General features: G+C 63.5%; 21 protein-coding genes and 2 tRNA genes. 17 read left to right on the forward strand and 6 right to left on the reverse strand.

Annotated features, from left to right (window positions below):
- Window positions 1–417 precede the first annotated feature (417 nt).
- From ACODSZ_RS04040 to ACODSZ_RS04060, 5 genes are all read left to right on the forward strand, one after another.
- Complete coding sequence (locus ACODSZ_RS04040) at window positions 418–1,551, forward strand: MlaE family ABC transporter permease (protein ID WP_175344572.1); 1,134 nt, start codon at window positions 418–420, stop codon at window positions 1,549–1,551.
- Window positions 1,545–2,375, forward strand: a complete 831-nt coding sequence (locus tag ACODSZ_RS04045; RefSeq protein WP_175344573.1) for an ABC transporter ATP-binding protein — start codon at window positions 1,545–1,547, stop codon at window positions 2,373–2,375. Before ACODSZ_RS04040 ends, ACODSZ_RS04045 begins: the two co-directional genes overlap by 7 nt.
- Entirely contained in the window at window positions 2,375–3,292 is a 918-nt protein-coding gene (locus ACODSZ_RS04050) for an MlaD family protein (protein WP_175344574.1), read from the forward strand. The genes ACODSZ_RS04045 and ACODSZ_RS04050 overlap by 1 nt, the downstream gene beginning before the upstream one ends.
- A complete protein-coding gene (locus ACODSZ_RS04055; RefSeq protein ID WP_175344575.1) occupies window positions 3,289–3,891 on the forward strand; it encodes an ABC-type transport auxiliary lipoprotein family protein in 603 nt (200 codons plus the stop codon). Before ACODSZ_RS04050 ends, ACODSZ_RS04055 begins: the two co-directional genes overlap by 4 nt.
- A 100-nt stretch (window positions 3,892–3,991) precedes the next feature.
- The gene (locus ACODSZ_RS04060) at window positions 3,992–4,909 is read left to right on the forward strand and encodes a LysR family transcriptional regulator (RefSeq protein ID WP_175344576.1); all 918 of its coding nucleotides are present in this window, start codon (window positions 3,992–3,994) and stop codon (window positions 4,907–4,909) included.
- 16 nt (window positions 4,910–4,925) lie between these two features.
- On the opposite strand, the gene ACODSZ_RS04065 is transcribed toward ACODSZ_RS04060, so the two are convergent.
- From ACODSZ_RS04065 to ACODSZ_RS04080, 4 genes are all read right to left on the reverse strand, one after another.
- Window positions 4,926–5,666 (reverse strand): LrgB family protein, encoded by a 741-nt coding sequence (locus tag ACODSZ_RS04065; protein ID WP_488927082.1) that lies wholly within the window; start codon window positions 5,664–5,666, stop codon window positions 4,926–4,928.
- Window positions 5,666–6,046: a CidA/LrgA family protein gene (locus tag ACODSZ_RS04070; RefSeq protein WP_175344577.1), complete on the reverse strand. Its 381-nt coding sequence runs from the start codon at window positions 6,044–6,046 to the stop codon at window positions 5,666–5,668. Before ACODSZ_RS04070 ends, ACODSZ_RS04065 begins: the two co-directional genes overlap by 1 nt.
- A 134-nt stretch (window positions 6,047–6,180) precedes the next feature.
- A complete protein-coding gene (locus tag ACODSZ_RS04075; RefSeq protein WP_488927083.1) occupies window positions 6,181–6,987 on the reverse strand; it encodes an ABC transporter permease in 807 nt (268 codons plus the stop codon).
- On the reverse strand, window positions 6,984–7,580 hold the full coding sequence (locus tag ACODSZ_RS04080; protein ID WP_366915582.1) for an ABC transporter ATP-binding protein: 597 nt from the start codon (window positions 7,578–7,580) through the stop codon (window positions 6,984–6,986). The genes ACODSZ_RS04075 and ACODSZ_RS04080 overlap by 4 nt, the downstream gene beginning before the upstream one ends.
- Window positions 7,581–7,855: 275 nt before the next feature.
- Here ACODSZ_RS04080 and ACODSZ_RS04085 point away from each other — a divergent pair, with 275 nt between their 5' ends.
- The 10 genes from ACODSZ_RS04085 to ACODSZ_RS04130 all read left to right on the forward strand — a co-directional run bounded on the left by ACODSZ_RS04085 (window position 7,856) and on the right by ACODSZ_RS04130 (window position 18,948).
- Window positions 7,856–8,428, forward strand: coding sequence for a kinase inhibitor (locus ACODSZ_RS04085; RefSeq protein WP_488927084.1), 573 nt, complete (start codon window positions 7,856–7,858; stop codon window positions 8,426–8,428).
- Window positions 8,429–8,960: 532 nt separating this feature from the next.
- Window positions 8,961–9,239 (forward strand): helix-turn-helix transcriptional regulator, encoded by a 279-nt coding sequence (locus ACODSZ_RS04090; RefSeq protein WP_488927096.1) that lies wholly within the window; start codon window positions 8,961–8,963, stop codon window positions 9,237–9,239.
- 146 nt (window positions 9,240–9,385) lie between these two features.
- Entirely contained in the window at window positions 9,386–9,877 is a 492-nt protein-coding gene (locus ACODSZ_RS04095; RefSeq protein ID WP_175344582.1) for an MgtC/SapB family protein, read from the forward strand.
- Window positions 9,878–10,310: 433 nt separating this feature from the next.
- Window positions 10,311–11,618 carry an MFS transporter gene (locus ACODSZ_RS04100; protein ID WP_488927085.1) on the forward strand — a complete coding sequence of 436 codons (1,308 nt, stop codon included), beginning with the start codon at window positions 10,311–10,313 and terminating at the stop codon, window positions 11,616–11,618.
- An 11-nt stretch (window positions 11,619–11,629) separates the two neighbouring features.
- Entirely contained in the window at window positions 11,630–14,203 is a 2,574-nt protein-coding gene (gene nirB, locus ACODSZ_RS04105) for a nitrite reductase large subunit NirB (protein ID WP_488927086.1), read from the forward strand.
- Between the two features lie 13 nt (window positions 14,204–14,216).
- Complete coding sequence (gene nirD / locus ACODSZ_RS04110; RefSeq protein ID WP_008329803.1) at window positions 14,217–14,579, forward strand: nitrite reductase small subunit NirD; 363 nt, start codon at window positions 14,217–14,219, stop codon at window positions 14,577–14,579.
- 1 nt (window position 14,580) lies between these two features.
- Window positions 14,581–15,822: an NAD(P)/FAD-dependent oxidoreductase gene (locus ACODSZ_RS04115; RefSeq protein ID WP_008329804.1), complete on the forward strand. Its 1,242-nt coding sequence runs from the start codon at window positions 14,581–14,583 to the stop codon at window positions 15,820–15,822.
- Between the two features lie 40 nt (window positions 15,823–15,862).
- Window positions 15,863–18,631: a molybdopterin-dependent oxidoreductase gene (locus tag ACODSZ_RS04120; protein WP_488927087.1), complete on the forward strand. Its 2,769-nt coding sequence runs from the start codon at window positions 15,863–15,865 to the stop codon at window positions 18,629–18,631.
- 67 nt (window positions 18,632–18,698) lie between these two features.
- A tRNA-Pro gene (locus tag ACODSZ_RS04125) sits at window positions 18,699–18,775 on the forward strand.
- A gap of 96 nt (window positions 18,776–18,871) precedes the next feature.
- Window positions 18,872–18,948: transfer RNA gene (locus ACODSZ_RS04130), tRNA-Arg, on the forward strand.
- Window positions 18,949–19,156: 208 nt separating this feature from the next.
- On the opposite strand, the gene ACODSZ_RS04135 is transcribed toward ACODSZ_RS04130, so the two are convergent.
- Window positions 19,157–20,800, reverse strand: coding sequence for a methyl-accepting chemotaxis protein (locus ACODSZ_RS04135; protein WP_488927088.1), 1,644 nt, complete (start codon window positions 20,798–20,800; stop codon window positions 19,157–19,159).
- 435 nt (window positions 20,801–21,235) lie between these two features.
- Window positions 21,236–21,688: a GNAT family N-acetyltransferase gene (locus ACODSZ_RS04140; protein ID WP_008329813.1), complete on the reverse strand. Its 453-nt coding sequence runs from the start codon at window positions 21,686–21,688 to the stop codon at window positions 21,236–21,238.
- 432 nt (window positions 21,689–22,120) lie between these two features.
- On the opposite strand from ACODSZ_RS04140, the gene ACODSZ_RS04145 reads away from it, so the two are divergent.
- Window positions 22,121–23,524, forward strand: coding sequence for a DUF3300 domain-containing protein (locus ACODSZ_RS04145; protein ID WP_488927089.1), 1,404 nt, complete (start codon window positions 22,121–22,123; stop codon window positions 23,522–23,524).
- 243 nt (window positions 23,525–23,767) lie between these two features.
- A complete protein-coding gene (locus ACODSZ_RS04150; RefSeq protein WP_175344589.1) occupies window positions 23,768–25,456 on the forward strand; it encodes a peptide chain release factor 3 in 1,689 nt (562 codons plus the stop codon).
- The last annotated feature ends 23 nt before the right edge of the window (window positions 25,457–25,479 follow it).

Raw genomic sequence — 25,479 nt, forward strand, 5'->3', positions numbered from 1 at the left:
GGCCAGATGAAAACTTGTTCATCCTCGCCCTAGACGGGCAAGTCGAACCAAAATAATTTATATGAATAAGCCTGCGAAAATCGCAAGCGAAGAAATCTTCCTCCTTTTCTGGCTGAAATGAAAAAGATGCAACGCCGGGCGAGGCGTAGCGTGCGCCCGCCCGGCACCGGACTCAGAACCTGTGCCGCAAACCGATGCGCACGACGTTCTGGCTGCTGTCGTCAGCCGGGGCCGATGGATAGGCCACGCCCCCGACAATTACCTCTTGGGATAGTGTGCCGCCGTACCGCCCGACCGCTGGCGCGAAGCCTCCCTGCATGCCATACTTGCCGCAGCCTGCTGACGCTTTTTGCACATGGGCCGGCAAGTTCGCTACACTGCCCCCTTCCCACTCCCTGCCCGCTGGCACGACCTGATTTGAATACTGCCGCCACCTTCCGCCTCGAACCGTCCAGCCCGCCCGTGCTGCACGTGGAAGGCGACTGGACCTTGCGCAACTACCGCGCCCTGTCGCGCCAGATTGCGCAGCAGCGGCCAGCCATGAACGAGGAAACGGAATTGACGTTTTCTGCACTGACCGCCTTCGATACCGTCGGTGCCAAGCTGCTGGTGGATCTGCTGGGCGTCCCGGGCGCCCTGCGCCAGACCGGCGAGCACAGCACCCTGCCGCGTGCCTGGCGCGGTCTGCTGGCTGCCGTGGCCGAGGCCCGCGCCATCGCCATGCCCAAGGCCGCCCCGCCGCCGCAGGCGTGGATTACCGACATGCTGGAACGCGTGGGCATGGCTACCCTCAATCTGCGCAGCTGTACACGCGACCTGCTGGGTTTTACAGGACTGTGCCTGCAAACGCTGGCCGCCTCGTTCTGGCGACCCTCGCGCTGGCGCTTTACCGGCGTGGTGGCCCAGGTCGAACAGACCGGGCTGGATGCCGTACCCATCGTGTCCCTGCTGACCTTCATGGTGGGTGCCGTGGTCGCCTTCCTGGGCGCCACCGTGCTGGCCGATTTCGGCGCCAGTCTCTATACGGTGGACCTGGTGGCCTTTTCCTTCCTGCGCGAATTCGCCGTGCTGCTGACCGCCATCCTCATGGCCGGACGTACTGCCAGTTCCTTTACGGCGCAGATCGGCTCGATGAAGGCCAACGAGGAAATCGACGCCATCCGCGCACTGGGCCTGGATCCGGTCAATCTGCTGGTGCTGCCGCGCATCATCGCCCTGTTGATTTCCATGCCCCTGCTGACCTTCATCGCGATGATGTCCGGCCTCTTGGGCGGAGCCATGGTCTGTGCACTGTCGCTGGACATCAGCCCGACCATGTTCCTCTCGCTGCTGCAGCAGGATGTCGGCATCCGTCATTTCCTGCTGGGCATGGTCAAGGCGCCGCTGTTTGCCTTCGTGATCGCCATCATCGGTTGCAATGAAGGTTTCAAGGTCAGCGGCAGCGCCCAGTCGGTGGGCCAGCACACCACCTCCAGCGTGGTGCAGTCGATCTTCGTGGTGATCCTGCTGGATGCGCTGGCAGCCCTGTTCTTCATGGAGATGGGATGGTGAATCGTGTTCACGACGAGAGCGCCGTGGAGTCCATCATCGACGTGCGCGGCCTGCGCAACCAGTTCGGTACCCAGGTGGTGCACGACCAGCTGGACCTGCAGGTGCGGCGCGGTGAAATCCTCGGCGTGGTCGGCGGATCCGGCACCGGCAAGTCGGTTCTGCTACGCAGCATCGTCGGCCTGCAAGCGCCCGCAGCAGGCCAGATCAGGGTGTTCGGGCAGGACCTGGCGGCCCTCTCCAACGAGGCACGGTCGCAGTACGAGCGGCGCTTCGGGGTGCTGTTCCAGCAGGGTGCACTGTTCTCTTCGTTGACGGTGCTGGAAAACATCGCCCTGCCCCTGACCGAATACGGCGGGCTCGATGCCGACGAGGCGCGCGGCGTCTCGGCCATGAAGCTGGCCCTGGCGGGACTCCCCATCGCCGCTGGCGACAAGTATCCGGCCGCGCTCTCGGGCGGCATGATCAAGCGCGCCGCGCTGGCCCGGGCGCTGGCGCTGGACCCGGACATCCTGTTCCTGGACGAACCCACGGCCGGCCTGGACCCCATCAGCGCAGCCGCCTTTGACCGCCTGATCCTGACCCTGCGCGATGCGCTGGGACTGACCGTGTTCCTGGTCACCCATGACCTGGACACCCTCTACGCCATCTGTGACCGCGTTGCCGTCCTCTCGGCCAAGCGCGTGCTGGTGGCCGACCGCATCGAGGCCGTGGCGGCCTTCGATGATCCGTGGATACAGCAATACTTCCAGGGCCCGCGCGGACGGGCCGCCAGCCAGGCCGCGCTGCGTGCGGCGGCCACCCCAACGCATCAAGGAAACGCCTAATGGAAACGCGTGCCCATCATGTCCTCATCGGACTGTTCACCATCCTGGTCGCCCTGGCGGCGCTGCTGTTCTGCCTGTGGCTGACCAAGGCCGGACAGGATCGCGATGTCGACTACTACACGGTCATCTTCAACGAAGCCGTCAGCGGTCTCTCGCGCGGCAGCCCGGTGCAGTACAGCGGCATCAAGGTGGGCGACGTGGTCGGCCTGAGCCTGGACCCCGCCGATCCGCGCAAGGTACGCGCCCGCATCCGCGTCACCGGCAAGGCTCCCATCAAGGAAGACACCGGCGCCAAGCTGGCCCTGGCCGGCATCACCGGCACCGCGCTGATCCAGTTGACCAATGGCTCGCCTGCCAGTCCGCGACTGGAATCCAAGGATGGCAATGACCCCATCATCATCGCCTCGCCCTCGCCGCTGTCGTCTCTGCTCTCCAACGGCGAAGACCTGCTCTCCAACGTCAATGAAGTGCTGCTCAACGCCAAGCAGTTCCTGGCCCCGGAAAATGCGCGGCGCCTGAACCAGACCCTGGCCCATCTGGAACAGTTGACCGACACCCTGGCCTCCCAGCGCGGCAATGTCGGCACGGCCATGCAGGAACTGGCAGCCGCAGCGCGCCAGGCCAACCTGGCCATGCAGTCCGCCAACCAGTTGCTGGCCACGCGCGGCAACGACGCCATGGGCAACCTGCAGCAAGCCATGCGTTCGCTGGCCGCCAGCAGCCAGCAGATCGAGAAGCTGATCCAGCAGAACCAGGCCGCCCTCAACAACGGCGCCCAGGGTGTGGCCGAGATCGGCCCGGCCATCACCGAACTGCGCAGCACGCTGGCCTCCGTGCGGACCATCAGCCGCAAGCTGGAAAGCAATCCCGGCGCCTATCTGCTGGGCCAAGACAATCTCCAGGAATTCCAACCATGATGACCCCGCTCCTGCGCACCGCCCTGGTGGCCGCCAGCCTGGCCCTGACGGCGTGTTCCATCCTTCCCAAGGCCGATCCGCTGGCGGTCTATCGCCTGCCGCCGCTGGCCTCCGGCGCCACCCCGGCCAGCGGCACTGCGTATCGCGCGCTGCGTATCGCCACGCCTGCGGCCAGTCGCAGCATCGACAGTGAACGCATCCTGGTGCTGCCTGAGGGCGACGTGATCAAGTCCTATGCGGGAGTACGCTGGAGTGATCCGGCACCGCAGCTGTTGCGTGACCGCCTGCTGGATGCCTTCCAGGCCGACGGGCGCTTCCCGCGTCTGTCCGGCGACAATGCCAACATTGCTGCCGAGGTCGAACTCGATGGCGCACTGACGGCCTTCCAGACCGAGTATCGCCATGGTACGCCCAGCGTGGTGATCGTCTACGACGCCCGCCTGGTGGACGCCGCCACGCGCCAGCAACTGGCGGCGCGACGCTTTGCGGTGGTGGAAGCGGTGGCTGGCAGCAAGGTACCGGAAGTGGTCAGCGCCTTTGGCAGCGCCTCGGCGCGGCTGGCTGGCGAGGTCGTGGCCTGGGCGGCCACGGTGCGATGAAGGTATTGCGTCAGCGCGCCATTATCCAAACGTAGCATGGGCAAATCTGTTTGCCTGTGGCAGTCTGGCCGGTATTTTTCTTGCGGATCGGAAGGCAGCCATGGACAAGTTGCAAGCGATGGAAACCTTTGTGGCCGTGGTCGAGAGCGGCAGCTTCGTGGCCGCGGTGGATGTCACGGGCCTCTCCAAACCGGCGGTCTCGCGCCAAGTGTCGGAACTGGAACAGTTTCTCGGCATCCGCCTGCTTCATCGCACCACGCGACGGCTTTCGCTGACCGATGAAGGCCGCGTCTACTTCACTCGCTGCAAGGAATTGCTGGAATCGATTCAGGATGTGGAGAGCGAAGTCGGGCTCAATTCCGACCAGGCCTGTGGACGGCTGCGCATCGGCGCGCCGCAGGATTTTGGGGTGGAACAGCTGGCACCGCTGTGGGGTAGGTTCACCGAGAGCAATCCCCTGATCACGCTCAACATCACCCTGTCGGATCGCACCATCGATCTGCTGGAAGAGGGATTCGACATGGTCATCCGCATCAGCGCCCTGGGTGACAGCCGCATGGTCGCGCGCCCGCTGGCGCCGGTGCGCATGATCGCCTGCGCCTCACCGGGCTTCCTGCAACGGCACGGCACACCGCAGACTCCGGCCGAGCTGCGTGACTTCCCTTTCATCTCCTACAGCTACCGCAATGGCGGCGACGAGTGGCATTTCAGGCATGAGCACGGCGACACCTGCCAGGTACGCGTGCGCTCCACCGTCTACGTCAACAACGGTGCCACCTGCCGTGCCATGGCCGTGGCCGGCCAGGGCATTGCGATTCAGCCAGACTTCATCGTCAATGCTGCCATCCGCTCCGGAGAACTGGTGGAGCTGTTCGAGGGCTGGAGCACCGGTGAGCAACTGGTGGTGCATACGCTTTATCCCACCCGCACTCATCTGCCGCCCAAGGTGCAGCGCATGCGTGACTTCCTGGTGGAACAATTCAAGGTACCGCCGTGGTGCCCCCGACCTGCGGCGTAAATCATTTATTTCATTTTCAATGCGCAGTCCAGCGCAGGAACAAGGGCATCAGCACCGGCACCAGCACGGCGGTGAAGACACCATTGAGCCCCATCCCCAGTCCGGCGAATGCGCCCATTTCGGCACTGACCTGCAAGGCACGCGCGGTACCGATGCCATGCGAGGCCACGCCCAGGGCGAAGCCGCGCACGGGGTGGCTGTCGATGCGCAGGAAGTTGAGCACGTAGCGCGCCAGCACTGCGCCCAGAATACCGGTGCAGATGACCAGCACGGCGGTCAGTGAAGGCAGGCCGCCGAAGCGTTCCGAGATGGCCATGGCAATCGGTGTGGTGGCGGACTTGGGAGCCATGGAAATGACGATGTCACGCGAAGCCCCCATCGCATAGGCAATGCCGACTGCCGAGACCACGGCGGTCACCGACCCTGCCGCCAGTCCCAGCAAGAGCGGCAGCACCGCGCGGCGGAAATTGTGCCACTGCTTGTAGAGCGGCATGGCCAGCGCCACGGTGGCCGGGCCGAGCATGAAGTGGACGAATTGCGCGCCCTCGAAGTAGGTCTTGTAGGGTGTATGCGTGAGGGTGAGGATGCTGACCACGATGGCAATGGCGATCAACACCGGATTGGCCAGCGGGTTGTAGCCCAGGCGGCGGTAAACCCACAACGCGAACAGATAGGCCACCAGCGTGGTGGTCAACCCCAGCAGCGGCGAAGCCGCGAGATAGACCCAGACATCGGTCAGACGAGCCATGCCGTGCATCAGTTTTCCTCCTCATCGCCGGTTGCCTGCCGCGCGCTGGAGAAGCGCTTCATCGCGGCGTTGGTCACCAGCGCACCGACGGCGATGGCCAATACCGTACTCACCACCAGCGCCACCACGATGGCCGGCAGATCGCCCTTGAGCTGGCCGGCGGCGGCAATCACGCCAACCCCGGCGGGTACGAACAGCAGCGACAGATGCTGCAGGATGCCCCAGGAAGTGGGCTCCATCAGCTGCGCCAGACGCGGGGATGAGAGAAAGGCGATCAGCAGCAGGAGCATGCCGATCACCGGACCGGGAATGGGCAGGCCCAGCAATTGCGCGGCGCCTTCGCCCAGGCATTGGAAGACCAGCAGGATGGCTAGGGGGGTGAGGTTCATGATGACTCGCTGAGAGTATGGAGGCGAGATCATTATAAAAGCTCGACTGCAAATGCTGGCCAAGCAGCAGAGCCAGAGGCCTTCACCGTCCCTCCGATCAGCAACCGTGCTCAACAATGATCAAGCAACTATTGCTATGTCCGAGTCTGATCCCGCAACCGATCCAACCGCAACCGCTGCCGCCCATCCGTCAATCGCCACATGGCCAGCGTCGCCGCACCAAAGGCAGCCAACCCGCTGGCCCCGGCCAGGATGAACATCAACAGGATCTGATATTTGGCGGCCGACAAGGCATCCATGCCGGCCAGCACCTGGCCGGTCATGATGCCCGGCAGGGTGATGATGCCCGCCGCCGACATCTGGTTGATGACCGGCAGCAAGCCGCTGCGGATGGCCGCCATGCGCGGCGCACGCAAGGCTTGCTGGCGGGTCTGGCCCAATGCCAGCCGCGCTTCGATGATGGCCGTCGACTGGCGTGCCCCGGTGAGGAAGGCGTCCAGCGCGATGCTGGCCGAATTGAGGACGCTGCCCAGCACAATCCCCATCAGCGGGATGGCATAGCGCGGGTCGTACCAGGGATCAGGACGCAGCGCCGTGGACAAGGCCAATCCCACCGTCAGCAGGGAGGCCGTACCCACCACGACGGCGCTGATGCGCAGTCCGGCGCTGCCCGCCAGCGGCGTACGCGGACGGCTGGCGACTTCGCGTGCGGCGGCGGCGATCATCAGCAGCACCGCCACCGCCGTCAGCCAGGGCGATTGATGGCCGAGAATCCAGCGCAGCACCAGCCCCACCAGCAGCAGTTGCACCACCATACGCAGCGCCGCTACCAGCAGTGGACGGTGAATCTGCAAACCCAGCGCCAGCGACGCAATGGCGTTGACCAGCACCAGGATGGCCGACAAGGCCAGGTCGCCAGAGGACAATTCCAGGACGCTCATGCGCGCTCCCGCTTCATCACGCGCAGCACACCGCTGGCCAGACGCTGCACCTGCTCTTGCGCATGCGTCACCAGCAGCAGCGCCATGCCCTGCTGCATGGCCTCCCGCAAGACGGCTTCCACCCGGGCCACGTTATCGGCATCGAGCGCACTGGTCGGTTCATCCAGCATGAGCACGGCGGGCCGCTGCAGCAAAGACCGGATCAGCGCGGCACGCTGGCGCTCACCGGTCGACAATTGCGTCAGATCGGCTTCGAGGCGACTGGCAGGCAAGTCCAGGCGCATCGCCAGCGTACAGGCGGCCTCGCGTTGCTGCGGCTGTAGATGCGCCATGACGCTGCTGTCCCACCACGCCGCCTCAGCCGCCTGATACAGCACCTGGCGCCGCCATTGGGGGGCCGGCATGGCACTGCGCGACCGGCCCTCCAGCCAGGCTTCGCCCTGCCCTTCGTCAAGATCGGCGATCAGGCGCAGCAGGCGCGTCTTGCCGGCGCCGGATGCGCCTTCCACCGCCAGGCACTGGCCGGCCTGCACCGAAAAACTGAGCGGTGCCACAACGGCCGAACCAAGGTCTTGCACGCGCAGGCGCGGCACCGCGTGGTCCGACGCGCAAACCGCTGCGCCAGCAGAAGAACACGAAACGGAACGGACAGCAGCCATGACAAAGAAAAAGGAAAAGGAAAAGGAAGGAAAACCGGAGAGCCTGACCTTCCGAAGGCAGACCATCCACGCCAGTGTGACACAAGCCCGCCCGGTCTCGCTATCGGGTGCATTGACGCTTTCTGCACCGAGGCTGACGTTTTCTGCACCATGTATCTGTCATCGGCCTTCTACCATGGGCGCTTCTCAACCTTCACTGGAGCGCTTTCATGTCCTTTCTCCGCAATTGCGTGGCCGCAGCGGCCCTGACGTTTTCTGCACTGTCGGCCCAGGCCGCCGATTTCACGGTCAGCAGCACCGACATCAAGGACGGCCAGATGCTGTCGATCTCTGAAGTCTTCAACGGCTTCGGCTGCATGGGCGCGAACCGCTCGCCGCAGTTGTCGTGGTCGGGCGCGCCGGCCGGCACCAAGAGTTTTGCCGTGACCGTCTATGATCCGGATGCTCCCACCGGCAGCGGCTGGTGGCACTGGACCGTGTTCAACCTGCCGGCCTCCACCACCAGCCTGCCGGGCGGTATCGATGCCCAAGGTCGTGGCCTGCCCGCAGGGGCCATGCAGGGTCGCACCGATTTCGGCAGCAGCGGCTTCGGCGGCGCCTGCCCGCCGCCAGGCGACAAGCCGCATCGCTATCAATTCGTCATTTGGGCACTCAATACCGAAAAATTGCCACTGGATGCGCAAGCCAGCGGTGCTATGCTCGGCTTCTTCCTCAATGCCTCCGCCCTCGGCCAGGCCCGGCTGACCGCCTACTACGGACGTGACCTCCCGCATGCAAAGTGACATTGCCATCCTGCCCTTCACCCATGGTCCCCGCCCAGCGTTGACGCGCATCCGCGCCCGTCATGAACAGCAGTTGCGCCAGGTCTTCATCGGCCTGGCCAGCATCTGCCACGTGCGCCAGGGCAAGAAGCGGCTACAGTGGGGCCACCGCCATCTGGTGTGCGCACAAGATGTACTGGTGCTCATCGCTGCCGGCACCCGGGTCAATGTCGCCAACCTGCCCAAGGGCGGCGAGTATGCCGCGGACATGATCTCGCTGCCGCCGGCACTGATCGAGCGCTTCCGTCTGCACTATCCCGGCCAGGGCGTGCAGGCGCGCGATGTCAGCGCCGTCAGCAGCGTAGCGCAGGATGCCGACATCCTGCGCGCCTGGCGTCATCTGCAGGACTGCATCCGCGACGACGCCGCGAGCGAGCTGCAATGCCAGGCAGCCGAGGGTCTGTTGCTGGCTCTGAGCCTGCGCGGCGCCATCGGCGGCCTGCTGCGTGAGCGCGGCGACGCCATCAGCCACCATATCGAACAGGTCCTGCTGATGCTGCCTCCCGAGCAGCGTAGCCTGGAACGCGTGGCCGAGGCGTTTCACTGCAGCGTCTCGACCCTGCGACGGCGGCTGGCACGGGAGCAAACCGGCTTTCGGGAACTGCTGGACAAGGTGCAACTGGGACTGGCGCTGGACCAGTTGCAGGCCTCCTCCTTACCCATCGCCGATATCGCCTCGGCATGCGGCTACGACTCGCCATCGCGCTTCGCGATGCGCTTTCGGCAGCACTACGGACTCAGTCCCAGCGAATTGCGTCAGACCCTGCCCTGAATACGTCCCCGCGTCCGGTGGACCACGCGATGGAGACTGCATCCGATCGCGTGTATCCGATCGCGTGTATCCGACCTGCAGGCCACGCCAGAATGGGGCCCGCCGAAGGTTACAATGTCGCCTTCGCGCACTGCACACGCCTACTCATGACCGATCACCTGGAAATCTTTTACCGACTGCTCTTCGCCATGCTCATCGGTTGCGTCATCGGCATCGACCGCAACCTGCGCGGCAAGCCCACCGGCATGAAGACCCTGGGGCTGGTATCGCTGGGCTCGGCACTGGTGACGATGGCCGCCATGAATTTTGCGCTGGAGGCCACGGCCGAGAACCGCGATGCCATCAGTCGAACCATCCAGGGCGTGATCACCGGGATCGGCTTCCTCGGTGCCGGGGTCATCATCCATGAGCAGCGCAGCGAAAAGGTGCGCGGACTGACCACGGCGGCCTCGATCTGGGTCACGGCGGCGGTGGGCATCGTCTGCGGGGCCGGCTGGTGGCGCGTGGCGCTCATGGCTACCGGCCTGATCCTGGCCCTGTTCGTGGTGGGCCGCCCGCTGGAACACTTCCTGCACCGCCAATGGCTGCGCAAGAGCGATGTCGAGCGCGCCGACATCAGCGCCCGCGAAGAAGACTGAGACCGCATCACGCCTGCAAACACATTGTCATCCGCCCTTGAAGCGCCACATGGCCCTGCGGCAAGACCACCCCTCCATTCCTGCACTGCCCCTGCCCATTTCCAGCTCGCACTGCCACGATGCACTGCACCACGAACGCGCAGGCCGCACCTGAATACATCATGCAATGATATATATCGGTGATGCTGGCTTCGCCCAATGTCGCGCTTCGACCCCACCCTTCCTCCCGCAAACCCTCTCGCGACGGCCCTCTCGGTCCAATCCCGCCGGCTGGCACGACCCTTGCTCAATGATCATCGGGATCAAGGACGATCCCCCAATCTGATGCCGATCTAACGATGGATCTGCAATGCACACGGACAATGGCGTCCGCTTGAAACGAGGCAAGGCCTCGGTTTTGAGCGGACGCCTTTTTGTTTTCAAGGGACCCGACATGAGCAAATCCAATCGTATCGCGCTGTTCTCCCTGGGCACGCCCCAGATGCGCGCCTTCCATCTGACCTGGATGGCTTTCTTCGTCTGCTTCTTCGCCTGGTTCGCCTGCGCGCCGCTGATGCCGGTCATCAAGGGGGAGCTCCACCTCACCCCCGGCCAGATCGCCAACATCAATATCGCGGCGGTGGCCGTGACCATTCTGGTGCGCCTGATCATCGGCCCCATGTGTGACCGCTTCGGCCCGCGCAAGACCTATACCGGCCTGCTGCTGATCGGCGCGGTGCCCGTCATCGGCGTGGCCTTCGCGCAGAGCTACGAGAGCTTCCTCTTCTTCCGCCTGCTCATCGGTGCAGTGGGTGCCAGCTTCGTCATCACCCAATATCACACCTCGGTGATGTTCGCCCCAAACGTGGTCGGCACGGCCAACGCGGCCACGGCCGGCTGGGGCAATGCGGGCGGTGGCGTGGCGCAGGGCGTCATGCCCCTGCTGATGGCGGCCATGCTGATGCTGGGCGTCTCGCACAGCTGGGGCTGGCGCGCGGCACTGCTGGTGCCGGGCGTGCTGATGCTGGTAATGGCCGCACTCTACTGGCGCTTTACCCAGGACTGCCCGGAAGGCAACTATGACGATCTGCGCGCCGCCGGCGTGAGCATCGAAAGCGGCAAGCGCGGCGGCTGGGCCAGCTTCCGCGCGGCCGCTGCCAACTATCGGGTGTGGATGCTCTTCATCACCTACGGCGCCTGCTTCGGCGTGGAGATCTTCATCCACAACATCGCCGCCATCTACTACGTCGAACATTTCCAGCTCTCGCTGGAGTCGGCCGGCATCGCTGCGGCCAGCTTCGGCCTGCTGGCGCTGTTTGCCCGTGCCCTGGGCGGCTTCATCTCCGACAAGGTGGCCCTGCGTGGCGGTCTGAACCGCCGTGCCACCCTGCTCTTCGTGATGATGCTGGGTGAAGGTCTGGGACTGCTGTGGTTCGCCCATGCCGGCAGCGTGGTGGCGGCGATCATCGCCATGCTGTGCTTCGGACTGTTCACCCACATGGCCTGCGGCGCGACCTATGCGCTGGTACCTTTCATCGACCGCAAGGCGCTCGGTGGCGTGGCTGGCATCATCGGCGCTGGCGGCAACGTGGGGGCTGTGGCGGCGGGCTTCCTGATGAAGGGCCTGGGCAATACCCAGCAGACCCTGTCGATGCTGGGCGTGCTGGTGACCATCTCGGCCCTGTGCGCGGTGGCCATCCGCTTCACCGCCTCGGACAAGCACGGCGATGCCGTCCTGGCCGACAGCAAAGTTGCCGCCTGAGGAGATACGCCATGAACATCATCGTCATCGGCCACGGCATGGTCGGCCATAAATTCCTGGAATGCCTGGCCGAGAGCGGCGCGACCGATCTGAAGGTCACCATCCTCTGCGAAGAACCGCGCCCGGCCTACGACCGCGTACATCTCTCCGAATTCTTCGCCGGCAAGAGCGCAGAAGACCTGTCACTGGTCGCGCCCGGCTTCTTCGATGCAGGCCGCAGTCCGGTGCAGTTCGATCTCAAGCTCAATGCCAAGGCCCAGCACATCGACCTGGAACGCAAGCAGGTACTGGTCAACGTGGCTGGCGCAGAAGAGACCTTGTCCTATGACAAACTGGTACTGGCCACTGGCTCCTACCCCTTCGTGCCGACGGTGGCAGGCAACCAGCGCAAGGACTGCTTCGTCTATCGCACCATCGAAGACCTGGAAGCGATGCTGGAATGCGGCAACCGTTCGAAGAGCGGCGTGGTCATCGGCGGTGGCCTGCTGGGGCTGGAATGCGCCAAGGCCCTGCGCGACCTGAAGCTGGAAACGCACGTGGTCGAATTCGCCCCACGCCTCATGGCGGTGCAGGTCGACGAAAGCGGTGGCCGCATCCTGCGCCAGAAGATCGAGGAACTGGGTGTGACGGCCCATACGCAAAAGAACACGGTCGAGATCGTCGATGGCAAGCAGCACACCCATCGCATGAACTTCGAAGACGGCTCGCACCTGGAAACCGACATGATCGTCTTCTCCGCCGGCATCCGCCCGCGTGACGAACTGGCGCGCCAGGCCGGCCTGAAGGTGGGCGAGCGTGGCGGCATCGTCATCGACAACAGCTGCCTCACGTCCGACGCGGCCGTGTATGCCATCGGCGAATGCGCGCTGTGGAACGGCAAGATCTTCGGCCTGGTCGCCCCCGGCTACGACATGGCCCGCACCGCCGCCAAACATCTGCTGTCGCACCGCGATGAAGCGATCGAAGTGCCCGCCTTCAACGGCGCCGACATGAGCACCAAATTGAAACTCATGGGCGTGGACGTGGCCAGCATTGGCGACGCCCACGGCAAGCAAGCCGGTAGCCGTTCGTATCAGTTCACCGATGAGCGCAAGCAGATCTACAAGAAGATCGTCGTTTCCGAATCCGGCAAGCATTTGCTGGGCGCGGTGATGGTGGGCGATGCCTCGGAATACGGCACGCTCTTGCAGATGATGCTCAACAAGATCGAGCTGCCGGAGTCGCCGGAATTCCTGATCCTGCCGCAATCGGACGGCAAGGCCAAACCAGGCCTGGGCGTGGATGCACTGCCGGAATCGGCGCAGATCTGCTCCTGCAACAACGTCTCCAAGGGCCAGCTGTGCGCAGCCGTCGCCTCGGGCATCACCACTATCGGCGATCTGAAGGCTTGTACCAAGGCCGGCACCGCCTGCGGCGGCTGCGTGCCCCTGGTCACCCAGGTGATGAAGGCCGAGATGAAGAAACAGGGTCTGGCGGTCAACAACCACGTCTGCGAACACTTCCCCTACTCGCGCCAGGAAATCCATCACCTGGTGCGCGTGGGCCAGATCAAGAGCTTCGATGAACTGCTGACCAGGCATGGCAAGGGTCTGGGTTGCGATGTCTGCAAGCCAATGGTAGCCAATGTGCTGGCTTCGCTGTGGAACGACTTCGTGCTCAAGAAGGAACACGCGGGACTACAGGATTCCAACGACTACTTCCTCGGCAACATCCAGAAGGATGGCACCTACTCGGTCGTGCCGCGCATGGCCGGTGGCGAAGTCACGCCCGATGGTCTGATCGCGGTCGGCCAGATCGCCAAGAAATACGGCCTCTACACCAAGATCACCGGCGGGCAGCGCGTGGACCTGTTCGGTGCCCGCGTGGACCAGTTGCCGGACATCTGGGAAGAACTGATCGCTGCCGGTTTCGAGACCGGCCATGCCTACGGCAAGTCGCTGCGCACGGTGAAGTCCTGCGTCGGCTCGACCTGGTGCCGCTATGGCGTGGGTGACAGCGTGGGCTTCGCGGTGCGTCTGGAAAACCGCTACAAGGGCCTGCGTTCGCCGCACAAGATCAAGTTCGGCGTCTCCGGCTGCACCCGTGAATGCGCCGAGGCACAAGGCAAGGACGTGGGCATCATCGCCACCGAGAGGGGCTGGAATCTCTACGTCTGCGGCAATGGCGGCATGAAACCGCGCCATGCCGAACTGATCGCCTCCGATCTGGATGAAGACACCCTGACACGTTATGTGGACCGTTTCCTGATGTTCTACGTGCGCACCGCTGACCGCCTGCAACGCACCAGCACCTGGCGCGAGAACCTGGAAGGCGGACTGGACTATCTCAAGAGCGTGGTCATCGATGACAAGCTGGGCATTGCCGCCGAACTGGAGAGCGAAATGCAGCGCGTGGTCGACACCTACCAGTGCGAATGGAAGAAGGCCGTCACCGATCCGGAAACGCGCAAGCGCTTCCGCCACTTCGTCAACAGCAAGGCGGCCGATGGCAACATCAAGTTCGTCGAGGAACGCGGGCAGATCCGTCCGGCCACGGTGGCCGAGAAGAAGCTGCTCGATATTCCCGTCGTCGCCGAGACCGTGTAAGAAGGAGCCCAGCATGCACAGCGACCAACAAATCAAGCAATGGACTCCGGTCTGCGAACTGGCCGAGATCGTCCCCAACACCGGTGTGGCCGCGCTGATCGGTGACCAGCAGGTAGCCATCTTCCATGTCATCGACCGCAGCCAGGGCCAGGCGCAACCGCGCGTCTTCGCCATCGGCAACTATGATCCCAATGCGCAGGCCGCCGTGCTCTCGCGTGGGCTGGTGGGCAATCTGGGCGAACGCATCGTGGTGGCCTCGCCCATCTACAAGCATCATTTTGACCTGACCACCGGCCAGTGCCTGGAAGAACCTGCCCACTCGGTGCCGGCCTGGCCGGCGCGCATCGATGGCGGCAAAGTCTGGATCGGTGGCTGAGATGGTGACCGCGGCCGACAACACGCAAGCCAGGCCCTCGCTGGTGGTGGTCGGCAATGGCATGGCCGGCATGCGCACGGTGGAGGAATTGTTGAAGCTGGCGCCGGACCTCTACGACATCACCGTCTTCGGTGCCGAGCCGCACGGCAACTACAACCGCATCATGCTCTCGCCGGTGCTGGCCGGTGACAAGAGCATCGATGACATCATGCTCAACCCGCGTGCCTGGTACGAGGACAACGGCATCACCCTGCATGCGGGCGATCCCGTCATCCAGATCGACCGCCGCCAGCGCACCGTCCACGCGCAATCTGGCCTCACGGTGAAATACGACCGCCTGCTGCTGGCGACCGGCTCCACGCCGTTCATCATTCCGGTGCCGGGCCATCAATTGCCGGGCGTGATCGCCTTCCGCGACATTCAGGACGTGGACATCATGCTGCAAGCGGCGCGCACGCACCGTCATGCGGTAGTGATCGGCGGCGGCCTGCTGGGACTGGAAGCGGCCAATGGCCTGATGCGCCAGGGCATGGACGTGACCGTGGTGCACGTCACTGACGCGCTGATGAACCAGCAACTGGACAAGCCCGCCGCCGCCCTGCTGAAGAAGGCACTGGAAGACAAGGGCCTGCGCTTCCTGCTCAATGCCCATACCGAAGAAATCGTCGGCCCGGATCGCGTGAGCGCAGTGCGTTTCAAGGATGGCAGCAGCATTCCCGCCGACCTGGTGGTGATGACAGCGGGCGTGCGCCCCAACATTGCGCTAGCCAAATCGGCAGGCTTGCACTGTGAACGCGCCATCATCGTCGACGATACCCTGCAAACCTATGACCCGCGCATCTATGCCGTGGGCGAATGCGTGCAGCACCGCAAGGCCACCTTCGGACTGGTAGCGCCGATCTGGGATCAGGCCCGTGTCTGTGGTGCACATCTGGCCGGGGCCGGTCATCGCCGCTATGTGCAGCAGGCCACGGCGACCAAGCTCAAGGTCACGGGCGTGGACCTCTATTCGGCGGGTGATTTCATCGGCGGTGAGGATACCGAAGACCTGGTGGTACGCGATCCTCGCCGCGGCATCTACAAGCGCCTGGTATTGCGCGGCTCGCGGCTGGTCGGCGCGGTGCTGTACGGCGATGTCAAGGATGGCCCGTGGTACTTCGACCTGATCCAGAGTGGCCGCGACATCAGCGCCTTCCGGCGCGAACTGCCCTTCGGACAGGCCATGTGCCAGCATGCGGCCTAGCCGGCAGGCTACCGACGGCAATCAGTAACAAAGGATACCAATGAATCTTGCACAGACTCCGCTGGCCCTGGCCGTGGCCACCACCTCGACGACCTGCCCCTACTGCGGGGTGGGCTGCGGCGTGACGGCTGCGCTCAAGGACGATGGGCGCATCGGCGTGCAGGGCGACGTGCAGCATCCGGCCAACTTCGGCCGCCTCTGCGTGAAGGGATCGGCCCTGGCGGAAACGGTGGATCTGGATGGCCGCCTGCTGCATCCGCAAGTGCGCGATGCGCAAGGCGCATTGCAGCAGGTCTCCTGGGATCAGGCGCTGGAGCAGGTGGCGAGCAGGTTCTCAGCCGTCATCGCCGAACATGGTCCGGATGCCGTCGCATTGTATGTCTCGGGACAATTGCTGACCGAGGACTACTACATCGCCAACAAGCTCATGAAGGGCTACATCGGCAGCGCCAACATCGATACCAATTCGCGCCTGTGCATGTCCTCGGCGGTAGCCGGCCACAAGCGCGCCTTCGGTGAAGACCTGGTGCCGGTCTGTTATGAAGACCTGGAACTGGCCGACCTGATCGTGCTGGTCGGATCCAATGCGGCGTGGTGCCATCCCATCCTCTTCCAACGCATCGCCAGGCTCAAGGAAACCAGGCCGTCCATGCGCCTGATCGTGATCGACCCGCGCCGCACCGCGACCTGCGAGCTGGCGGACCTGCACCTGCCGGTCAAGGCAGGCACCGATGTGTGGCTCTTCAATGGCCTGATGAGCTATCTGGCCCATCGCGGCCTGCGTGACAACGCCTTCATCGCTGCGCATACGAACGGCTTTGACGAGGCACTGGCGGTAGCCGATGCCGACTGCGCCGATCCCGCCACGGTAGCGCGTCTGTGCAAGGTGGATCTGCAAGACCTGCTGGCCTTCTACGAAGCCTTTGCCGAGACCGAGAAAGTCGTCACCGGTTTTTCCATGGGCGTGAACCAGTCCTCGGTGGGCACCGACAAGGTCAACAGCATCATCAACTGCCACCTGGCCACGGGCCGCATCGGCAAGCCGGGCACGGGGCCGTTCTCCATCACCGGACAGCCCAATGCCATGGGCGGACGCGAGGTCGGTGGCCTGGCCAACATGCTGGCCGCACACATGGATCTGGATCAGTCCCTGCATCGCGAGATCGTGCAGGACTTCTGGCAATCCCCGCGCATCGCGGACAAGCCGGGCCTCAAGGCCGTGGACATGTTCCGCGCCATCGAGGAGGGTCGCATCAAGGCGGTGTGGATCATGGCCACCAATCCGCTGGTGAGCCTGCCTGATGCCGACCTGGTGCAACGCGCGCTGCAGAAGTGCGAGCTGGTGGTGTCTTCCGACGTCGTCATGCAGACCGATACCAATGCGCTGGCCCACGTGCTGCTGCCGGCACTGGCCTGGGGCGAGAAGGACGGCACGGTCACCAATTCCGAGCGCCGCATTTCAAGGCAGCGCGCTTTCCTCACCGCACCGGGTCAAGCCCGCGGTGACTGGCAGATCATCTGCGAGGTCGCACGACGCATGGGCTTTGCGGGATTCGATTTCGACGGCCCGCATGCGATCTTCGATGAACATGCGCGGCTCTCCGCCCATCGCAATGGCGAGACCGATGGCGGGCGTGCACGGCGTGTCTTCAACCTGTCCGGCCTGACCGGCATGGACAAGGCTGCGTATGACGCCATGGCACCGATCCAGTGGCCGGTGCAGCGTTTGTCCGATGGCAGCGTGAGCGGCACGGCGCGCGTCTTGCAGGATCATCGTTTCTCGCACGCCGATGGGCGTGCGCGTTTTGTACCGACCGCGCCGCGCGCGCCGGGGCATGCGCCCTGCGAGGATTACCCGCTGATCCTCAACACCGGTCGTGTGCGCGACCACTGGCATACCATGACGCGCACCGGCAAGTCGGCCACGCTGGCCAGCCATATTCCTGAATCCTTCATCGACATCCACCCGCAGGATGCGTTGCTGTATGGCGTGCGTGAAGGTGGCCTGGCGCGCATCAGCAGTCGCTGGGGCGCGATGGTGGCGCGCGTGCAGCATGGCGGCGGCATTCCGCGTGGCAACGTGTTCGTGCCCATCCACTGGAACGGGCAATCGGCCTCCGATGCGCGCGTGGGTGCGGTGGTCAATCCGGTGGTCGACCCGGTCTCGGGCGAACCGGAGTTCAAGCACACGCCGGTAGCAATCGAGGAGTTCCGTGTGGGCTGGCATGGTTTCATTCTCACGCGCCATGCGCTGGACCTGGACGACATTACGCATTGGACGCGCGTACAGGGCCGCGACTTTGTGCGATATGAACTGGCCGGACGCAATCACATCAGCGACCATACGGCCTGGGCGCGCGCACTGCTGGGTGTGCAGGCCGATGATGCGGACTGGCTGGAGTATGAAGATTTGAGCGATGGCAGCTATCGCGCGGTCCACGTTGTGGAGGATCGCATCGACATGTGCCTGTTCATGTCGGCGCGACCTGACCTGCCCTCGCGCTCGTGGCTGGCGGGGCTCTTTGCCAAGGAGAAACTGGAAGAAGCGGACCGCGTCGGCCTGCTGGTAGGCCAGCCCATCGAGAAAGGTGCCGATACCGGACCGACCGTGTGTTCCTGCTTTGGCGTGGGCCGCAACACCATCTGCAACGCCATCCGCGCGCAGGGCCTGAGCGAAGTGAGCCAGGTGACGGCCTGCCTGAAGGCGGGCGGCAATTGTGGCTCGTGCGTGCCGGAGATCAAGAAGCTGATGGTGGAGATCAAGGTAGTGGCCGAGGCCGAAGCACGGGAGCGTGAGACGGCGGCCTAGGGCCTCGCAGCGTGGATTACGATGTTTGTTGACCGTTTGCAAGGGATGCTGCTATTATCTCGCTTCTCGGAGTGTAGCGCAGCCCGGTAGCGCACCTGGTTTGGGACCAGGGGGTCCAAGGTTCGAATCCTTGTACTCCGACCACTCATCAAAAACGGGCTGTCGTGGACAGCCCGTTTTCTTTTCTGGATCGTTGACGGTAGCGCATTGGCGCAGCATCACACCGTCAGCCACGCCGAACTGCCCTTAGCTCAACTGGATAGAGCAATGGCCTTCTAAGCCATAGGTCGGGGGTTCGAGTCCCTCAGGGCAGGCCACATTTCCCGGCATTTTCATTGCAGCACACGCAACCGCGGCGCTCAGGATCAGTGGTGACCGCCTGATCTGCATCGACCATCAATGCAATGGCAGGCAATGACTGACCACCAGCCACCATTGTTCAGCGAACCCAAAGAAATGAGCTCGCTGATTCCGCATTGAAGAACAGCAAGACAAGAGGGACGCCGCGCTGCGTCCCTCTTGTCTTCACCCATGCGCGTGCGCACCGACCAGCAGCATTTCACCGCTGCGCTCCGCGACTGGTGCCACGGCCACGGGCGTGGCTGCGGACACCATCTCAATGGGCTTGTCCCTTTCAGGATCAAGCTTGAACACCTGCACCGCCCCCGCCAACTGTACCGCCTGCTCCTGCAAGGACTGCGACGCCGCAGCCGCCTGCTCCACCAGCGCCGCATTCTGTTGCGTCGCCTGATCCATCAATCCAATGGCCTGATTGACCTGGACGATGCCGTCACTCTGTTCGGCACTGGCGGCCGTGATGTCGGCCACGATATCGGCCACGCGATGCACACTGCCCACGACCTGCTGCATCGTCGTACCCGCCTGCGCCACCAGACGGCTACCGCTTTCCACCTTGCCGACCGAATCATCGATGAGCTCCTTGATCTCGCGGGCCGCCGCTGCCGAGCGCTGCGCCAGTGAGCGCACCTCGGAGGCGACCACCGCAAAACCGCGCCCCTGCTCGCCTGCCCGCGCCGCCTCCACGGCGGCATTCAGGGCAAGGATATTGGTCTGGAAAGCGATACCGTCAATCACGCTGATGATGTCAACGATCTTCAGAGACGAGGCATTGATCTCTTCCATCGTCTTGACCACCTCCTGTACCGCCTGACCACCCTCGCTGGCCACACCGGAGGCAGAAATCGCCAGCGCATTGGCCTGCTGGGCATTATCGGCATTCTGGCGCACGGCAGCGGTGAGCTGGTCCATGGCCGAAGCGGTCTCTTCAATGGACCCGGCCTGGGATTCGGTGCGGCTGGACAGATCCAGATTGCCAGCCGCGATTTCTGCGGTGGCAGTGGCAATGGTATTGGCGCTATTGCGCACATTGCTCACGATGCGCACCAGACTGTCGGTCATCTGCTGGATGGCCTGCATCAACTGGCCGACCTCATCATTGGCGCGATGACGGATGCGGGTGCTGAGATCGCCCGTGGCAATGGCGCGCGCAGTCAGGATGGCTTCACCCAGCGAAGTGGTAATGGCACGCGAAATCAGCTGGCTCACCAGCACCACCACCACACACACGAACAGGCTCATCAGCACGGCCTGGTAGATCGCCGAACGCAAACTGTTCTGGGCCGTCTGCACACCCTGCTGGCCGAGCTGCTCGTTATGGCGGCGATGTGCAGCCAGCGCGTTGATGAGCTTGGTACCGGGCGGAACCACGTAGTGCTCCACGGCCGCCAGCGCTTCCTCGTTCTTGCCTTCGGCACCCAGCGCGATGACCCGCTGTCGGTTCTTCTCATACTCGGCAAAGGCATCACGGTCTGCCTGCAGCAACTGCCGGTCGGTGGCATCGGAGAGGACGTCCTTCTCGTAACGATCAAAGGTGGCAATGACCTGGTCACGCAGCGTGATCATGGATTTTTCCAGCTGGAGGCGGGCGGTGGCATCGGTCGCGGCGGCATAGCGCCAGATGCCGACACGGATACCGAAAATCGCCTCGCTGGCCTCGCCCAGTACCAGCAGACTGGGCACGGTGTTGACCGAAGAATAGCTGGCCGCATCGGCAATGCGATTGCTGTGATAGATGCTCAAACCGGTGACGCCGGCCAGGCCCAGAACGACGGCGAGCAGAAGCAGACGGATTTTATTGGCAATGGTCATGATCAGGTTTCCTGCGCTCGATGTGGACGCGCATCAGGTGGATGGACTGAAATGGGTTGGGTTGACGCCAAAAAATTATATGTCCGCAAAAAATATGGAAAATCCACATGTGCCCGCATCTTGATGCGAATCATGATTGCTGCCTGGAAAACGACGCTGGATCAAACGAACGTAAAAACTAAGTTGCATCCTCCGCAAAAGCGCGTATAAGTGGACTCATTCAATAAAAAGAATTAGTAAATCCGGCAAAAGAAAATAGTCCCCGCAAGCTCAATTCAGCCAGTGAGATCAATGGATCGAACCAGGGAGAAAGAAAGTACAGCCGGAAGAAAGGCAAGAAAAACTAAGTTTTTCGCCATGCCTTTGGCGTACGCGGAAAAGAAAACAGCGGAGCCATCCTGCGCTCCGCTGATTCAGAAGACGATGAATCTGCTGCTATGCGCCCTGCCGATAAATATCCGGACGCGAGATATGCCACACGAAGTCACCGCGATTGATGGCCTCGAAACCACAGCTGGCATATAGCCACGGTGCGGTAGAAGTGGTCAGCATGACCCGACGCAGTTTCTGCAGGGTCGGATGCTGGTTCACCGATTCGATCATCCAGCGCCCCAGACCCTGGCCGCGCAAGTCGCCGACGACGAAGACGTCGCACAGGTAGCCGAAGGTGGCATGGTCGGTCACCACGCGGGCAAAACCGATCTGCTGCTTGCCGCGATAAAGACCGAAGCAAAGGCTGTTGGCCAAGGCGGTACGCACGGTGTTGAGGTCGATGCCGGGGGACCAGCTCGAATGGGTCAGTACGTCGTGGATGAGAGGGATGTCCAGCCGGTCGGGATCGGTGTCGATGAGGAAATCATCGCGCCGCCAGATCAGGTGATGGCTCATGGTCGTTCCTAGCTTGATGGCTTGTTGTCGTAAAAAGTTTGCCCTGGTGCATGTTGCCTGTTACTGCGAAAACAATTTAGAACGTTTCTCCTCTTCCGGAATGGGCACGCCAACCCGCCCTGGCGAGCTGCTGCAGCGCGTGCTGACGGGCTTGACGACGGATCTGCGACAGTGCAAAAAATCGCCCGATTTATCTTTTCCGTGGATGAGATTCGTTCCGTGGCCGTTCATGATGCCACAGCCGCCCCCGCCTTGCGCAAGGCTTTCCATCGAGCAAGAGCGTCTGACTGACGCTTTCGGCTGAAACATTGCTTGCACTTCCGTTACACCTTGTCGACTCAAGCTGGCAGACCATGAATTCACTTCGGTGCGACGGCAGCGACCACGATCACCCGTATGGCTCCCGCGCACGCCATTGGCAAGGAGAACGACATGAACAAGATATCCCTGGCCTGGGCTACCTGCCTGGTCTTTTCGCTGGTCTCGGGCCTGCCCGTGCAGGCGCAGACGGCCTATGCGCCACCTGCACCGGTCTATACCCAGCAGCAGCTGGACCAGATGCTGGCACCGGTGGCGCTCTACCCGGATTCCCTGCTGGCCCAGGTCCTGATGGCCTCGACCTATCCGCTGGAGGTGGTGCAGGCCCAGCGCTTCGTGGAAGCCCGACCTGGTCTGCAAGGCGATGGGCTGGCCCGCGCCGTGGCCCCCATGCCCTGGGACCCGAGCGTGAAGGCGCTGGTGCAGTTTCCCTCGGTGCTGGCCATGCTCAATGACCGCCTGGACTGGACCCAGCAACTGGGCCAGGCCTTCCTCGGCCAGCAAGCCCCCGTGATGGATACGGTGCAGAACCTGCGCGAGCGTGCCCGCATTGCCGGCACGCTCGAATCCAGCCCGCAGCAGCGCGTGGTGGTGCAGGATGAGATGATCGAGATCGTGCCGGTCAATCCGCAGGTGGTCTACGTGCCCTACTACAACCCGACCGTGGTCTATGGCAGCTGGTGGTGGCCCTCGGCCCCGCCAGTGGTGTGGGCACCGCCGCCGCGCTATCGGCCGCCCAGCTATGAACCGGGCTTCTCGGCCAGCATCAGCTTCGGGGTGGGCATCGGCGTGATGCGTGCCGTCTTCGGTGAGGCGCGGCCGGACTGGCGCCAGCGCCAGGTGCTGGTGACGCAGACCCGCATCACCAACGTCACCAACGTCACCAACACCAACATCATCCATCAACGCTATGTCAACAATGTCACCGTCAACCGCAACGTGACGATGAACCAGCGCCCGGTGGTATGGCACCACGATCCACGCTATGCCGGTGGGCGCTATGCCCAGCCATCCGCGCCCGCCGTGGCACCGCCGCCGGGACACCATGCACCGGCTGTGCGGCCACTGCCGGTGGTCGACAACGTGCAGCAGCGCCTGGCCCAGCAAGACCAGTTCCGCCAGCGCCAGGCCGTCGAGCAGCAACGCCAGCGCGAACAACAGGCCAATGACCAGCAACGCCAGCGTGAGCAGATGATCCGCGATCAGCAACACCAGCGCGAGCAGCAAGCCCAAGAGCAGCGCCAACGGCAACAGGCCGAGCAACGGCAGTGGCAGCAGCACCAGCAAGGTCAGCAGCAGAGACAGCAACAGCAATTGCAGCAACAACAGCGCGAGCAGCAGATGCGCCAGCAGCAGATGCTGAACCAGCAGCGCGAGCAGCAGCATCGCCAGATGGAGCAGGCCCGGCAGCAGCAACAGCAACAACATGAGGTCGCGCAACGTGAGCAGCACCAGCAGCAGACGCGGCAGCATGAAGCCCATCCGCGCCGTGACGACCGGCGCGACGAGCGCTCGTGATCTGGTCACAACGCCGCCCGCCCGGCCCTGAGCAGCCCGCCGCCCGCACGTTACCCATCAGCAAACATGCGGGCAAGCGGGCCGCTTCAGTTATAATCTCGGGTTTTCCAGAGCTTACGGAACAGGGCGTGCGGCGCCTCCTTGTCAAAGGACCAGTGCGCGCAGCCCGAGGCCATGCGGGTTGGATTGTCCAGCCGCGCCAGGGGCCGCGTTCCTGCGGGCTCCCACCCCGACCGATCCGCCATGCAAGAACCCAGCAACGAACTCCCCGAAGTCGCCGGCGCCGCCTGCGATGATGCCGTCAGTGTGCCCGGCAGCGGCAGCAAGGTCTCGTCCGACCTGATCGCGCGCGAAGTCAAGCGCCGCCGCACCTTCGGCATCATCTCCCACCCTGACGCCGGTAAAACCACGCTGACCGAAAAGCTGCTGCTGTTCTCGGGCGCGATCCAGCTGGCCGGTACCGTGAAGGCCCGCAAGAGCGGTCGCCACGCCACTTCCGACTGGATGGAAATCGAAAAGCAGCGCGGCATTTCGGTAGCCAGTTCGGTGATGCAGTTCGAGTACCGCGACCACGTGGTCAACCTGCTCGACACCCCCGGCCACCAGGACTTCTCGGAAGATACCTATCGCGTGCTCACCGCCGTGGACTCGGCGCTGATGGTGATCGATGCCGCCAAGGGCGTGGAAGAGCAGACCATCAAGCTGTTGAACGTCTGCCGCATGCGCAATACGCCCATCATCACCTTCATGAACAAGCTGGACCGCGAAACCCGCGATTCGCTGGAGCTGTTGGATGAGCTGGAATCGGTACTGAAGATTCAGTGCGCACCGGTGACCTGGCCGATCGGCATGGGCAAGAATTTCCGTGGCGTGTATCACCTGCTGCGTGACGAGATCATGCTGTTCAAGGCCGGTGAAGAACGCGCCAACGGCAACGTGGAAATCATCAAGGGCATCGACAATCCCAAGCTGGCCGAGATGTTCCCGCTGGAAATCGAACAGCTCAAGATGGAAGTGGAACTGGTGCATGGCGCCTCCCACCCCTTCAACCTGGAGGACTTTCTGGCCGGGGTGCAGACCCCGGTCTTCTTCGGCTCGGCCATCAACAACTTCGGCGTGCGCGAGATCCTCGATGCGCTGCTGGACTGGGCACCGGGTCCGGGCGGACGCGATGCCACCGTGCGCGAGGTCAAGCCGACCGAGGAGCCGTTCTCCGGTTTCGTCTTCAAGATCCAGGCCAACATGGACCCGGCCCACCGCGACCGCATCGCCTTCCTGCGCGTGTGCTCGGGTCGCTTCGAGCGCGGCATGAAGTTGAAGCACCTGCGCCTGAACCGCGACATCAAGGTGTCTTCGGTGGTGACCTTCATGGCCTCCAGCCGCGAGCAGGTGGAAGAAGCCTATGCCGGCGACATCATCGGCCTGCCCAACCACGGCAACATGCAGATCGGCGACAGCTTCTCCGAAGGGGAGATGTTGCAGTTCACCGGCATTCCCTACTTCGCACCGGACTTCTTCCGCGTGGCGCGCATCCGCAATCCGCTCAAGATCAAGCAGTTGCACAAGGGCTTGCAGCAGCTGGGTGAAGAAGGTGCGGTGCAGGTCTTCAAACCGGTGACCGGCAGCGACCTGATCCTGGGCGCGGTGGGCGTGCTGCAGTTCGAAGTGGTGGCCAGCCGCCTGCTGAACGAATATGGCGTGGATGCGGTGTTTGAAGGCACCAGCATCAGCAGCGCCCGCTGGATCAGCTGCGATGACAAGAAGAAACTGGCCGACTTCGAGAAGTCCTCGGCCGGCGCCAACCTGGCCATCGATGCAGCCGGCAACATGGCCTACCTGGCCAGCTCGGGCGTGAACCTGCGCCTGACCCAGGAACGCTGGCCCGAGATCACTTTCCATGCGACCCGTGAGCACGCGGCCAAGCTGGATTGACCAGGCGTTGAGCGCATCGACCG

This window comes from Herbaspirillum sp. FG34 (assembly GCF_057809315.1).